The sequence below is a fragment of the Pantoea sp. EA-12 genome, from assembly GCF_030053355.1.
In the GTDB taxonomy this organism is placed as follows: domain Bacteria; phylum Pseudomonadota; class Gammaproteobacteria; order Enterobacterales; family Enterobacteriaceae; genus Pantoea; species Pantoea vagans_C.
The window spans coordinates 55,244-69,113 of the sequence record NZ_JASGBY010000018.1 but is presented as its reverse complement, the minus strand read 5'-3'; the positions used below and the strand labels follow the sequence as shown (position 1 = coordinate 69,113).

The following is a 13,870-nucleotide window of genomic DNA, read 5'->3' as shown; positions in this document are numbered from 1 at the left end:
CCTACGTAGGGTCGCCATGAATGGCGACCAGATTCCCTCCTGCACCCTTTCAAACACAGGACATCCCCCTTGACCGATTTTGAACACTACTACCAACGTATCCGCCGCCAGCAAAAGCGTGACACTGTGCTCTGGTCGCTGCTGTTGGTCGCACTCTATCTTGCCGCGGGCAAGATGGCGGAATTCAATCTGGTCGCTGTCTGGCAATCATTGCCTCACTTTTTCGATTACATCGGCCAAACGATGCCAGTGCTACATCTGTCGGTATTGTTCGCGGATGTGAAAACCGAAGGCTCTCTGGCGTACTGGGGCTACCGTCTACACTTCCAGCTGCCGCTAATCTGGGAAACTCTGCAGCTGGCGCTCTCGTCAACCCTTGTTGCAGTGATCGTTGCCGCAGTGCTGGCCTTCTTCGCTGCCGATAACACGCAAACGCCGCGCAGCGTGCGTATCGCTATTCGCGCCTTCGTCGCTTTCCTGCGCACCATGCCAGAGCTGGCGTGGGCGGTAATGTTTGTGATGGCATTTGGCATTGGCGCGATTCCCGGTTTTCTTGCCTTGGCACTGCACACCGTGGGTAGCCTGACCAAACTGTTTTACGAATCGATTGAGAGCGCGTCGGATAAACCCGTTCGTGGTCTGGCGGCCTGCGGTGCCAGCAAGTTGCAACGCATGCGTTTTGCCTTCTGGCCACAGGTGAAACCCACCTTTCTCTCATACAGTTTTATGCGTCTTGAGGTGAACTTCCGCTCTTCCACCATCCTTGGGCTGGTGGGCGCGGGCGGGATTGGCCAGGAGTTGATGACCAATATCAAACTGGATCGCTACGATCAGGTCAGCATCACGCTGTTACTGATCATCGTCGTGGTCTCGCTGCTGGATACCCTTTCCGGCTGGTTGCGCCGTCGCGTTGTGGAAGGAGAAAGTCGATGATTGCCTTAGCGCCAGATGTGGCAAAACTGAAGCAGGAACATCCCGCACTGTTCGCCGCGCAAAACCGTTACCTACGCCGTATTGCCATGGTGGCACTCGCCGTGGTGCTCTATTACCTGTTCTTCTTTGAATTTTTCGGTATTGAATGGAGCCGTTTTATTATTGGCTGCCAGCAGTTGAGTCGCTATTTCCTTCGCATGTTTGTCTGGCAGGACTTTGTTAACTGGCCGTTTGGCTACTACTTCACCCAAGTCGGTATCACGCTGGCCATCGTGTTCGTCGGGACGCTGACCGCATCCGCCATTGCACTGCCCGTGTCCTTTCTGGCGGCGCGCAATGTCATGCACGATCCTATTGCCCGTCCGATCTCTTTAGTGGTGCGACGTCTGCTTGATATTCTACGTGGTATCGACATGGCGATTTGGGGCCTGATCTTTGTGCGTGCCGTGGGCATGGGGCCACTGGCAGGGGTACTGGCGATTGTGATGCAGGATGTCGGGTTGCTTGGCAAACTCTATGCAGAAGGTCACGAAGCGGTTGAGCGTTCACCCAGTCGCGGGTTAAGTGCGGTGGGGGCCAACAGTTTGCAGAAGCACCGTTACGGCATCTTTACCCAATCGTTCCCCACTTTCCTGGCACTGAGTTTGTATCAAATCGAGTCCAATACCCGATCGGCGGCGGTACTCGGTTTTGTCGGCGCGGGCGGCGTGGGCCTGGTATATGCCGAAAACATGCGCCTGTGGAACTGGGATGTGGTGATGTTCCTGACCATTATTTTGGTCGGCGTGGTGATGATTATGGATGTGATCTCCAGCAAGCTACGGAAACGTTATATCACGGGGAAACCGTTGCCGTTGTGGCAGCCTGCCGCGCGCGACTGAGCCTTTCACTCCGCTGCCAGGCACGTTCCAGTGCCTGTGCCAACTGCACCTGTTGCCAGGGTTTCGCCAGCCGCTCACACAACGGCAAGGTGACCTGGCTTTGGCGCAAATCCTGACCGCTGATCAACAGCGTGGCCAGCGCGGGCCACTGCTGTTGTGCCTGGCGAATCACATCAGCACCGTTGAGCGGGCCGGGTAGCATCAAATCACTGATCAACAGTTCGATATCGGGCGTCTGGCGCAGCAGCGTAAGCGCGGACTCCCCATCGCCGCACTCGAGTGTCAGATACCCGAGCTGATGCAAATGCTCGCATAGTGTTTGTCGCACTGCCGGTTCATCGTCCAGCACTAACACCAGCCGATTGCTGCTGTCGCCCGGAACAAAGGTGGATAAGGTGGCCTGAGGCTGTACCGCTTCCGGCGCACGCGGCAACAACAGGCGTATGGTCGTGCCTTGGCCGGGTGCGGTTTCGACTTCAATATGGCCGCCAGACTGTCGCACAAAGCCATACACCATCGACAAACCCAGACCACTGCCGCTGCCGGTCTCTTTGGTGGTGAAAAATGGCTCAAAAACCTGTTCACGCACCTCGGCTGACATGCCGCAGCCATGATCGATCACTTCAATGGTTACCCGATCACGTTTGCCTTCCGCCTCTTGTGTGCGCTGATTCCAGATGCGCAAGCGAATTTCACCACTCTGCTTCTCCATGGCATCACGGGCGTTGACCACCAGATTCAATAACGCGTTCTCCAGTTGGCCCGCATCGATCCACGCAGGCCAGCCGGGACGCTGCGCATCCACCACTAACTGCTGGCCGGGCAGCAGTGAATGTTGCAGTAGCGAATGCAGGTTATCTACCAACTCGACCACCGATACCGCACGCGGATAGAGTGCCTGTTTACGTGAAAACGCCAGCAGACGTTGCGTAAGTTGCGCCGCACGGTCTGCGGCCTGGCGCGCCCGTTCCACACGGCTGGCAAGGGTGCCAGGTGGCAGTTGATCTACCGTCAATGCCAGACTGCCAATGATTACCGCCAGCAGATTGTTAAAATCATGCGCGATGCCGCCAGTCAGTTGGCCGACCGCTTTCATTTTCTGGCTGTGCAGTAGCGCCTCTTCCAGTGCCTTGCGCGTGGTGCGCTCTAACACCGTATTCACCATGCCACGTCGCGGCACCGGGCTGAAGCGCAACTCCAGCGTGCGACCATCTGGCAGACGCACTTCCTGCGCATCCTGCAGACCGTTAAGCTGCACATTCATGCGTGCAAGTAGACGTTGATAATGCAGACCGCGATGCAGTTCACGCGGTGAGATACCCAGCAGTTCGGCGTATTGCGCGTTCCACACCACCAACAGCCCACTGTTATCGAACAGGGCAAAGCCATCACGCATGGCGAGGAACGTCGATTCCAGCTGATTGCTTTTCTCTTTTAACAATCTTGAGGTGTGTGCCAGCGAGGCGGTATTACGCGCGAACACGTTAAAGGCACGCGCCAGATCGCCCAGCTCATCACGCCGCGCCAGCCCCGGGACATTGACGCTTTTCTCACCCTGTGCCAGTCGGGTCATGGCATGGGCAATCGCCGTGAGGCTCGATCCCAGATTGCGGTAGATGTAGTAGCCCGCGTAGCCGGTGATCAGCAGCGCCAGCAGCATAAACAAACCGATAAAGCCGATGATGGAATCCAGTTCCTGATGCGTGACGGCGCTGCGCGCATCGCTTTGCTGCGCCACCAGTTGGACGTAGCGGGTGATGTCACTGTTGAGCATCGCCACCAGCGCTTTGATGCGATATGTCGCGTAGGCGATAGTAATATCGCTCTGTTCTAACTGTCCGGCGACAGGTTGCAGGCTGTGGATGGTGTCGACCAGACGATCGCGCTGCATGGCCAGTGCGTCCTGTAACGGTAACGCTGACCAGACCGGCAAAACCTGCTGTAACTGCTGCTCTGCGGCTTGCGGCGCGGTGGATTGAATCGCCACTTTTAATAGCGCATCGGTTTGCTGACGCAGCGGCAGAAAAGCGGCGTTACTCGCGAGGGTATCAATACGATTGAGCAGCAACTGGGCTTGCCACAGGCCGCTCAGCATCACGTTACGTTGCAGATGGCGCTGATGGCCTTCACGTAACAGCTGGCTGATGCTCTGTTCCAGCATCTGGCTGCGTTCGCGAATGCGCGCCAACAGCGCCGGTTGCTGTGCGGCTAAAGGAGCGTTGGCCAGCATCGACAATGACTGCTGTAAGGCTTGTTGCGTTTGCTGCAAGCGCGCCGACTCGCTTTGGTACTCCAGCGCGCCCACCACCTGAGCCAGCCGCACGGCGGCGGTGGCCACATTGGCGGTGTCTCTCGCCAGCGACAGGCTGCCGTTCATATCGGCGAGCGTTTGTGCCTGCGCCTGCTCCTGAATGTGACCGGCGTGGCGAAATCCAAAAATCGCCACCAGACTCACCGCCAGCGTGACGCTCACTACCAGCAGATTGAACAGCAGCAGGCGACCCCGCGCGCCAGCGTGCCAGTGCAGACTCTGACTCATTGCGGTCTCTCCTTACCACTCCACCTCCGGCGAGTATAGAAGCGCCATCCAGGCGCAATATGACAAATATGAATGGCCGCTGACATTTTCCATTTATCTGGCGTTGCCACACTCGCCGACAACAACTGGCAGCGGGAGCCTGGCGATGACGGCGACACCGATATTAGAAATGCGCGAAATTACCCGACGCTTTGGCAGCTTCTACGCGCTCAAAGGCGTGGATCTGACCGTATGGCCCGGCGAGGTGCACGCGCTTATGGGCGAAAACGGTGCCGGAAAAAGTACGCTGATGAAAATTCTGGCCGGTGCCTATACCGCCAGCAGCGGGGAAATTCTTATCGACGGTAAGCCCTATGCCATTAAAGGCCCGAAAGAGGCACTGGCAGCGGGGATCACCCTGATTTATCAGGAGATCAATCTGGCACCCAACCTGACGGTGGCAGAGAATATCTTTCTTGGCAGTGAGATCACTCGAGGGGGGCTGGTCAAACGTCGACAGATGGCGGAAGAGGCACAGCTTGTCATTAATCGTCTGGGTGCTCAGTTTAGCGCCACCGATCTGGTCAGCACGCTCAGCATTGCCGAGCAGCAACAGGTGGAAATCGCCCGCGCGCTGCACCGCAACAGCCGCATTCTGGTGATGGATGAACCCACCGCAGCACTCTCCAATCGCGAAACCGAACAGCTGTTCGCTTTGATTAAGCGCCTGCGCAGTGAAGGCATGGCGATCATCTATATCAGCCACCGCATGGCAGAAGTGTATGAGCTTTCAGACCGCGTCAGCGTGCTGCGTGATGGGCAATATGTTGGCAGTTTGACACGCGATCAGCTGAATGCCAGTGAGTTGGTGCGCATGATGGTCGGCCGTCCACTCAGCGATCTCTTTAATAAAGACCGCACCATAACCTTTGGCGAAATTCGTCTCGCCGTTAATCACCTGACGGATAACCGCAAAGTGCATCCCAGCAGCCTGGCGGTGCGCGCGGGTGAGATTGTTGGACTGGCCGGTTTGGTGGGCGCGGGGCGCAGCGAGCTGGCGCAACTGATTTTTGGTGTGCACCAACCCAAAGGCGGCGAAATCTGGATTGATGGGGAAAAGGTTACGATTCATTCTCCGCGTGATGCCATCGCGCGCGGCATTGGTTTCCTCACTGAGAACCGGAAAGAGCAGGGGCTATTCCTTGAGTTGGCGGCACAGGAAAACATTGTGATGGCCACGCTGGAGCGTGATGCCAGCTACGGACTGCTCAACCGCCGTAAAGGCCAGAAGATTGCCAGCGAAGCCATTGAATCGCTGAATATTCGCGTGACCCATGCGCAGGTGCGTGCGGGCGGCTTGTCGGGTGGCAATCAGCAGAAGTTACTGATTTCACGCTGGGTGGCGATTGCGCCCCGCATCCTGCTGCTGGATGAACCGACGCGCGGGGTGGACGTCGGTGCCAAGAGCGAAATTTACCGCATGATGAATCAGATGGCGCAGCAGGGCGTAGCGATTTTGATGATCTCCAGCGAATTGCCTGAAGTAGTGGGCATGAGCGATCGCGTGTATGTGATGCGCGAAGGCAGCATTGCCGGTGAGCTGAGCGGCGCAGAAATCAGCCAGGAAAACATAATGACACTGGCCACCGGCGCACAGCCGGTTCAGGCCTGAGGAGACCGACATGACCAGTGAAACCGCACGCGCAAAAAGCCCAACGCTCAAGCGGGCATTAATGAGCGATCTGCTGCAAACGGTAGGTATCCTGCCGATTTTAATCATCATCGTGGCGGTGTTTGGCTTCGTCACGCCTAACTTCTTTACCGAAGCCAACTTATTGAACATTACCCGCCAGGCCTCGATCAACATCGTGCTGGCGGCGGGAATGACCTTTGTGATCCTGACCGGTGGCATCGACCTTTCTGTGGGGTCGATGTTGGGCACCACGGCGGTGGTGGCGATGGTGGTGTCACTTGATCCCGCCTTTGCCGGTCTGACTATTCCGGCAGCGCTCGGTGCTGGTCTGATCATGGGATTGTTCAACGGCATCCTGGTGGCGTGGGCGGGATTACCGCCGTTCATTGTCACGCTGGGAACCTACACCGCACTGCGTGGAGCGGCCTATCTGCTGGCGAATGGCACCACGGTGATTAACTCCGACATCAATTTTGAGTGGATAGGTAATGGCTATCTCGGCTCGATTCCCTGGCTGATCATCATCGCCTTCGCGGTGATTGCGCTGTGCTGGTTCATTTTGCGCCGCACTACGCTGGGCGTGCACATCTATGCGGTGGGGGGCAACGTGCAGGCGGCGCGTCTTACCGGGATCAAAGTGGGTCTGGTGCTGGTGTTTGTCTATGCGATGAGCGGCATGTTGTCAGGGTTGGGGGGCTTGATGAGCGCCTCGCGCCTCTACAGTGCCAACGGCAACCTCGGTATGGGTTATGAACTGGATGCCATCGCGGCGGTCATTTTGGGCGGCACCAGTTTTGTGGGCGGCATCGGCACCATCACCGGCACGCTAATTGGTGCGCTGATTATCGCCACGCTGAATAACGGTATGACGTTAATGGGCGTGTCGTATTTCTGGCAGTTGGTGATTAAAGGCGCGGTGATCATTATCGCGGTACTCATCGATAAATACCGCACACGTCATCATTTGAATTAACGGGCTATTTTACTTGCCCTTTTGCCACCGGGCAGTGCGCGCAATCCTCACGTACTTCAGTACGCTCCGGTTGCTGTGCGCTGGCCGTCGGCAAACTGGCTGCGACAATAACGCCCGCGATTTCAGCTTAAGAAAACAGGTTGTCACCTCACGGCGCTCTGACTGATCGCCAACATAATCATAAAAGCAGGAGAACATCGACTATGCGTTTTAATCCGATTATTACCGGACTGCTGGCGGCGACGCTGTTGAGTGCGCCACTGGTGCAGGCCAAAGAGTTGAAATCCATTGGTGTGACCGTGGGTGACCTTGCCAACCCGTTCTTCGTGCAAATCACCAAGGGTGCGGAGCTGAAGGCGCGGGAGCTGGCAGGCGACAAGGTCAACGTGACGTTGGTGTCGAGCGGCTACGATCTTGGTCAGCAGGTGGCGCAGATTGATAACTTCATTGCGGCTAAAGTGGACATGATCATCCTCAACGCCGCCGATTCAAAAGGCATCGCCCCTGCCGTTAAGCGTGCGCGTGACGCGGGTATTGTGGTGGTGGCGGTGGACGTGGCCGCCGATGGTGCCAACGCCACCATTACCTCCGATAACACCCAGGCAGGTGCTATGGCGTGTAAATACATCTCCGATCGCCTGAAAAATAAAGGCAACGTGGTGATCATCAACGGGCCACCGGTATCGGCAGTGCAAAACCGCGTCGAAGGCTGCATGACCGAGCTGAAAACCCATCCGGATATCAAACTGCTCTCCTACAACCAGAACGCCAAAGGCAGTCGCGATGGTGGATTGGAAGTGATGACCGGTCTGCTGTCTGCTAATCCGAAAATCGATGCGGTGTTTGCGATTAACGACCCGACGGCGATCGGTGCGGACCTGGCCGCGAAACAGGCACAGCGTAGTGAATTCTTTATTGTGGGCGTTGATGGATCGCCAGATGGTGAAGAAGCCCTGAAACGCAAAGGTTCGCTGTTTGTGGCCACGCCGGCGCAAGATCCACAGGTGATGGCGGCGAAAGCGGTGGAGATTGGTTACGACATCCTGCAAGGCAAACCGGCACCGGACAAACCGGTGCTGATCCCGGTCACCATGATCGATCGTAATACTGTTGGCAGCTACAAAGGCTGGACGGTGAAATAACCGGTTCACCGAGATCTGTACTGGATGGGCGAGCCACGTCTCGCCCCTACCTGTGGAGAGGGACCCATGCAGCGATCAGAAGTTAACGCCATTCTTCAACTGACCCGCGAATTCTTCATGCGGCAAGATGTTCACCTGCCGCCCTGGGCTGATTATGGCCTCAGCCAGTGGCGTGCACTGGAGCAAAGCCGTGCGCAAGAGTTGCTGGCTCTGCACCTCGGCTGGGACGTCACCAGTTTCGGCGAAGATGATTTCAGCCAGACGGGCCTGACCCTGTTTACCTTGCGTAATGGCTCACGCGGTGGGCAGCCGTGGGGTAAACCCTATGCGGAAAAAATCATGCATGTCCGCGAAGGGCAAGTCACGCCCATGCATTACCACCCGCAAAAAATGGAAGACATCATTAATCGTGGTGGTGGCAATTTGATTGTCACACTGCATAACCGTGAGGGCACACAGCTTGGCGACACGCCGGTGAACGTGACGCTGGATGGCATCCGCCAGACGCATGCCGCGGGTTCGCAACTGCGCTTATCGCCCGGGGAAAGTGTCACCCTGATGCCTGGCATTTGGCACAGCTTTTGGGGTGAAGAGGGCTATGGCGATGTGCTGGTCGGCGAAGTGTCGATGCCCAACGACGACGAACATGACAACGTATTTCTCACGCCGTTAGCGCGCTTCAACCCGATTGATGAGGATGAAGAACCGCGCTGGCTGCTCTGTAACGAATATCACCGCTGGCTGGCATAAAGGAGCGCACCATGGCACTGATTTCACTGGCGCAGGGGCTTGCCCACGCGCAGCAGCATCAATACGCACTGGGCGCATTTAATGTGCTGGATACCCATTTCCTGCGCGCCCTGTTTCAGGCAGCAGAGCAACAACGTTCGCCATTCATTATCAACATTGCTGAGGTGCACTTTAAATATGTCAGCCTCGAACATCTTATCGCGGCCATTCGCACTGAGGCAGCGCTGCACGATATTCCGGTGGTGCTCAACCTTGATCATGGTTTGCATTTTGACGCGGTAATGCAGGCGATCCGCCTCGGCTTTACCTCGGTGATGTTCGATGGTTCTACTCTCAGTTACGACGAGAATGTGCGTCAGACACGCGAGGTGGTGAAAATGTGTCATGCCATTGGCGTGTCCGTGGAGGCGGAACTTGGGGCTGTGGGCGGCGACGAGGGAGGAGCACTGTTTGGCGAAGCTGACAGCAACAAATTTACCGACCCTGCGCGCGCGGCAGAGTTTGTTGAATCAACCGGCATTGACTGTCTGGCGGTGGCCATCGGCAACGCGCATGGGAAATATAAAGGTGAACCCAAGCTCGATTTCGAACGGCTTGCGGCGATCCGCACGGCAGCCCGGATTCCGTTGGTGCTGCATGGCGGTTCAGGGATCAGTGATGCGGATTTCCGTCATGCTATCAGTCTTGGTATTCACAAAATCAATTTTTATACCGGGATGTCTCAGGCGGCGTTGGGCGCGATTGAAACACAGATTAGCCAGCGTGATGCACGATACGATTCTTTCGCCGAACTGCTGATGGCGGTAGAGCACGACATCGCCAACGTGGTGGCGCAGCAAATGCAGGTATTTGGCAGTGCCGGGAGGGCCTGAGATGGCACAACGCAAGGGCATTTTGGGCGCAGGCAGCATGCTGGTAGACCATGTGCAGCGTATTACTCACTGGCCGGAGCAGGGCTGGCTGGCGGAGATTACCCACAGCGAAAAATGCAGCGGTGGGGCCGCGCTCAATGTGTTGTTCACGCTGGCGCGCATGCAGGTGAATGTGCCACTGGCGGGGGTAGGGATGGTCGGGGAAGATAACGACGGCGATTACATTGTGCAGCTGTTGGACGACCATCAGATAGATCGCCGTTTTGTCCAGCGCACCTGCAGTGTCACCACCGCCATGACCCAGGTGATGACCACGCCAGATGGGCAGCGCACCTTCTTCCATGCGCGTGGCGCCAATGCACAGCTGGATCTGCCGCATTTTGCTGAGGTCGCGACACCGCATCGTATTTTCCATCTGGGTTATCTACTGTTGCTGGATAGTCTGGATCAACCCGACGATGAATACGCCACACGCAGTGCACGTTTGCTGGCACAGATGCAGCAACGCGGTTATCTAACCTCGCTGGATTTGGTCTCGCGAGCGGGAGAATATCGCCCATTGGTTGTCCCTGCGCTGCGCTGGCTGGATTATCTGGTGATTAACGAGCTTGAGGCCCAAGCGTTGACGGGCATCACGTTACGCAACGAACAAGGGCTGGCAGCACCAGAAGCCTTTGCGCAAGCGGCAGCATGGCTCATTGCACAAGGGGTGCGTCAGCGGGTGGTGATCCATGCGCCAGAGGGAGCGTGGGGGCAAGAAGGTACAGAAGAGGGGATTTGGCAGCCCGCGTGGTGCCTGACGCCTGAGGAGATTGTTGGCAGCGTCGGCGCGGGCGATGCCTTCTGTGCGGGCGTGTTGTATGCCAGTCACGAGAACTGGACGATGTTAGATACGCTGAAGCTGGCACACACCTGTGCCTGTTTTAATCTGCATGCAGCGAATGCGCTGGACGGCACGCGGCCATTGGCCGAGATGCAGCGCTGGATGGATCAGGCTATTTGTGTTTCTCGTGATGCCGAAGCGGGGCGCATCACATCCGCAGAAAAAACGTAACCCAGACCGCGAATGGTGCGGATCAGGCTGGGCTGATGTGGATTGGTTTCGATTTTTCGTCTCAACCGCATAATCAGTACGTCAATAGTGCGATCAAAGACTTCCAGGCTTTCGCTGTGGGTCAGTTCCAGCAGTTGATCGCGGGTTAACACTTTGCGGGCGTGGCCCACTAAAGCGCGCAGTAAGGTAAATTCCCCTTGAGTCAGCGGCACACTCTCCCGTTGTGGATTAAACAACTGGCAACGGGCATCATCCAGGCGCCAGCCATTGAACTGCCACCCCTCGTCATATTGCATCTCAGGTTGAGTCAGACGGCCGCAGCGGCGTAACGCGGCTCTGGCGCGTGCCACCACCACCCGAGGGTTAAAGGGTTTCGCGATATAATCATCGGCTCCCATTTCCAGGCCTACCACCATATCCGCTTCTGAACCCATACCGGTCAACATGATGACCAGCAGGTCTGGACGCTGTCTTTGCATCTGTTGTAGCACCAGCAGGCCATTGGTATCGGGTAGCATCATATCCAGCATCACCAGAGCGATCTCAGGATGCAGGCTAACCAGCGCCAGCGCATCTTTGCCTTGGTGGCAGCTGTAGACGGTAAACACGTGTTCACTTAATACATCGTGCAGCAATTCACACACGGCACGATCATCATCAACGACCAAAATCGCGGGCTTCATTGCGCTGTCTCTTTGTTGCGGAAGGGTTAAAAAGCAGTGTAACCCGATGTTTTTAGGCTGCCGATTCAGGCTGCAGAAACGTGAGCGCCATCGCCTGGCAGAGTGTGAAAGCGTGCGTTGCCGCAATATTTTTTGCCGTGCGCATGGCGCTCAGGGAAAACGATTGCGCAGTGATAGTGCAATGCACCATAATCGCGCCTCGTTCTGGTTCAGAATTATCTTAAGCTTAAATACATTCGCGTACGTAAACGATTGCGTACAGTGATGGCATAGCTATTGCTATATGGACAGGGGAAAGCGGAAGGCGTTCTTGCCTTACGTCCGGCTTAAATCGCTTTCATCAAAAAAATAATCACTAGCTTAACCACATTGGCAAGAGAGAACGTGCATCCGTGCCGTCTCCGCTCATGAGAGATGATGATGTTAGAAAAACTCTTCAAATTAAAAGCGCACAACACCACCGTGCGTACGGAAATTATTGCCGGTATTACCACCTTCCTGGCAATGGCCTACATCCTGTTTGTTAACCCGAGCATCCTAGGTGCAACCGGCATGGATAAAGGTGCGGTGTTTGTGGCGACCTGTCTGGCAGCGGCCATTGGTTGCGTGTTGATGGGGTTGATCGCTAACTATCCGATCGCTCTGGCACCCGGCATGGGGCTTAACGCCTTCTTCACCTACACCGTGGTGCTGCATATGGGTTACACCTGGCAGATTGCACTGGGTGCGGTGTTCCTCTCGGCGGTGATTTTCTTTGCACTGTCGATTTTCAAAATCCGTGAGTGGATTATTGCCAGTATTCCGCTGCCGCTGCGTGCGGGCATTGCTGCTGGTATTGGTCTGTTCCTCGCGTTGATCGCGTTGGAAGGCGCGGGCATCGTGGTGGATAACCCAGCGACCTTAGTGGGTCTGGGCGATCTGACGAAACCGGGTCCGCTGCTGGCGCTGTTAGGCTTCTTCATCATTGTGGCATTAGAAGCACGCCGCGTTACCGGTGCAGTGTTGATCGGCATCCTGGTGGTGACCTTTATTTCCATGGGTATTGGTCTGACGCCATTTGGTGGGGTGTTCTCTGCACCGCCTTCGATTGCGCCGACCTTTATGCAACTGGATATCTCCGGTGCCTTCAATGTGGGTCTGGTGAGCGTCATCTTCGCCTTCCTGTTTGTGGATGTATTTGATAACACCGGTACACTGTTGGGCGTGACTAAGCGCGCAGGCCTGGCTGATGAGCAGGGCAACGTGCCAAAAATGGGCCGTGCACTGATTGCGGATAGTGCGGCTGCCTTGTTTGGTTCTCTGTTGGGGACCTCAACCACCACCAGTTACGTCGAATCTGCGGCGGGTGTCAGTGCCGGTGGACGTACCGGTTTGACCGCCATCGTGGTCGCGGTGCTGTTCCTGCTGAGCCTGTTCTTCTCGCCGTTAGCGGGTAGCGTTCCGGTTTACGCCACCGCACCTGCACTGCTGTTCGTGGCAGTACTGATGGCTTCTGGGTTGGCTGAAATTGACTGGAAAGACATCACCACGGCTGCACCGGTGACGGTAACGGCATTGACCATGCCGCTGACCTACTCGATTGCTAACGGCATCGCCTTCGGTTTCATTACCTGGACCGTGGTTAAGCTGCTGAGTGGCCGTACTAAGGAACTCAACGCCGCGTTAGTGATTCTCTCCATTCTGTTCGTGATCAAACTGGGCTGGCTGAGCGCTTAAGTTCTGGTTTACGGAAGCCCGCTCGGGCTTCCGTGTCATCTGTTACATCTCCGTAGTTAATTCCTGTGCGATGTCTCGCAATCCTCATTGATGCACGCTTCACGGATGTGTCGACCTGGTTTAACTTCTCGCGTCGTCATTCACTGCCTGACTTTTTTATCCCAATGGCGGGTTCGTGGAATGTTTAATCAGTTCGAATCTGTTTCACTAAGGTGATAGTGGGAAGATTGAACGAATACAGTAAAGGATTTGGTGATGGATAACCCCATTGACAACATGCCTCGTTTATCTCCTCCGCTTCTTTTGGGTATGCACAATCAAGGAGAACATCCCATGGAAACGTTAACGAAACGGGTTGAACATCTGGAAAAAAACACGCAAAAAATCCAGTTTGATGTTGCTCTGCTCACGGCACGATCCGAGCATTTTGCGACGAAATCAGACATTGAATGTTTGAGAACCGAGCAGGGGCAAATGCGTAATGAACTCATGGGCGAAATGGGCCAGCTGGAGAGACGCATAGAGCGTAAATTTGAAAGGCTAGAAGCCAAATTTGAAAAGCTGAATGACCGTTTAACGTGGTCGATTATGATCCCGGCCATCCTGGCTGTTGTGGCGTGGTTTGTGAAAACGGCTGTGATGGAAATATGAGTGT

At 55.9% G+C, this 13,870-nt stretch carries 12 protein-coding genes; 10 read left to right on the top strand and 2 right to left on the bottom strand.

The window, feature by feature from the left end; all coding sequences use genetic code 11:
- The first annotated feature begins 69 nt into the window (after nucleotides 1-69).
- Together phnE (QMZ30_RS21860) and phnE (QMZ30_RS21855) are read left to right on the top strand one after the other, a co-directional pair.
- Nucleotides 70-933, top strand: a complete 864-nt coding sequence (gene phnE, locus QMZ30_RS21860) for a phosphonate ABC transporter, permease protein PhnE (RefSeq protein ID WP_283228938.1) — start codon at nucleotides 70-72, stop codon at nucleotides 931-933.
- Nucleotides 930-1,814, top strand: a complete 885-nt coding sequence (gene phnE / locus QMZ30_RS21855) for a phosphonate ABC transporter, permease protein PhnE (protein ID WP_283228937.1) — start codon at nucleotides 930-932, stop codon at nucleotides 1,812-1,814. Before phnE (QMZ30_RS21860) ends, phnE (QMZ30_RS21855) begins: the two co-directional genes overlap by 4 nt.
- Here the strand turns inward: phnE (QMZ30_RS21855) and QMZ30_RS21850 are convergent.
- Nucleotides 1,768-4,353 carry an ATP-binding protein gene (locus QMZ30_RS21850; RefSeq protein WP_283228936.1) on the bottom strand — a complete coding sequence of 862 codons (2,586 nt, stop codon included), beginning with the start codon at nucleotides 4,351-4,353 and terminating at the stop codon, nucleotides 1,768-1,770. The two genes, phnE (QMZ30_RS21855) and QMZ30_RS21850, sit on opposite strands and share 47 nt — an antisense overlap.
- Before the next feature lie 145 nt (nucleotides 4,354-4,498).
- Between QMZ30_RS21850 and QMZ30_RS21845 the strand changes: the two genes are divergently transcribed.
- The 6 genes from QMZ30_RS21845 (at nucleotide 4,499) to QMZ30_RS21820 (ending at nucleotide 10,816) form a co-directional block, all read left to right on the top strand.
- Entirely contained in the window at nucleotides 4,499-6,004 is a 1,506-nt protein-coding gene (locus QMZ30_RS21845) for a sugar ABC transporter ATP-binding protein (RefSeq protein ID WP_283228935.1), read from the top strand.
- Nucleotides 6,005-6,014: 10 nt separating this feature from the next.
- A complete protein-coding gene (locus tag QMZ30_RS21840) occupies nucleotides 6,015-6,998 on the top strand; it encodes an ABC transporter permease subunit (protein ID WP_058973461.1) in 984 nt (327 codons plus the stop codon).
- Nucleotides 6,999-7,201: 203 nt separating this feature from the next.
- A complete protein-coding gene (locus QMZ30_RS21835; protein WP_039332143.1) occupies nucleotides 7,202-8,140 on the top strand; it encodes an ABC transporter substrate-binding protein in 939 nt (312 codons plus the stop codon).
- A gap of 66 nt (nucleotides 8,141-8,206) precedes the next feature.
- Complete coding sequence (locus QMZ30_RS21830; RefSeq protein WP_283228934.1) at nucleotides 8,207-8,890, top strand: D-lyxose/D-mannose isomerase; 684 nt, start codon at nucleotides 8,207-8,209, stop codon at nucleotides 8,888-8,890.
- 11 nt (nucleotides 8,891-8,901) lie between these two features.
- A complete protein-coding gene (locus QMZ30_RS21825; protein WP_283228933.1) occupies nucleotides 8,902-9,762 on the top strand; it encodes a ketose 1,6-bisphosphate aldolase in 861 nt (286 codons plus the stop codon).
- 1 nt (nucleotide 9,763) lies between these two features.
- Nucleotides 9,764-10,816, top strand: coding sequence for a carbohydrate kinase family protein (locus tag QMZ30_RS21820; protein WP_283228932.1), 1,053 nt, complete (start codon nucleotides 9,764-9,766; stop codon nucleotides 10,814-10,816).
- Here the strand turns inward: QMZ30_RS21820 and QMZ30_RS21815 are convergent.
- A complete protein-coding gene (locus QMZ30_RS21815; RefSeq protein ID WP_283228931.1) occupies nucleotides 10,753-11,499 on the bottom strand; it encodes a response regulator in 747 nt (248 codons plus the stop codon). The genes QMZ30_RS21820 and QMZ30_RS21815 overlap by 64 nt on opposite strands.
- Nucleotides 11,500-11,916: 417 nt before the next feature.
- On the opposite strand from QMZ30_RS21815, the gene QMZ30_RS21810 reads away from it, so the two are divergent.
- Both QMZ30_RS21810 and QMZ30_RS21805 read left to right on the top strand, forming a co-directional pair.
- A complete protein-coding gene (locus tag QMZ30_RS21810; protein WP_231568864.1) occupies nucleotides 11,917-13,215 on the top strand; it encodes an NCS2 family permease in 1,299 nt (432 codons plus the stop codon).
- Nucleotides 13,216-13,470: 255 nt separating this feature from the next.
- Nucleotides 13,471-13,866 carry a hypothetical protein gene (locus QMZ30_RS21805; protein WP_283228930.1) on the top strand — a complete coding sequence of 132 codons (396 nt, stop codon included), beginning with the start codon at nucleotides 13,471-13,473 and terminating at the stop codon, nucleotides 13,864-13,866.
- The last annotated feature ends 4 nt before the right edge of the window (nucleotides 13,867-13,870 follow it).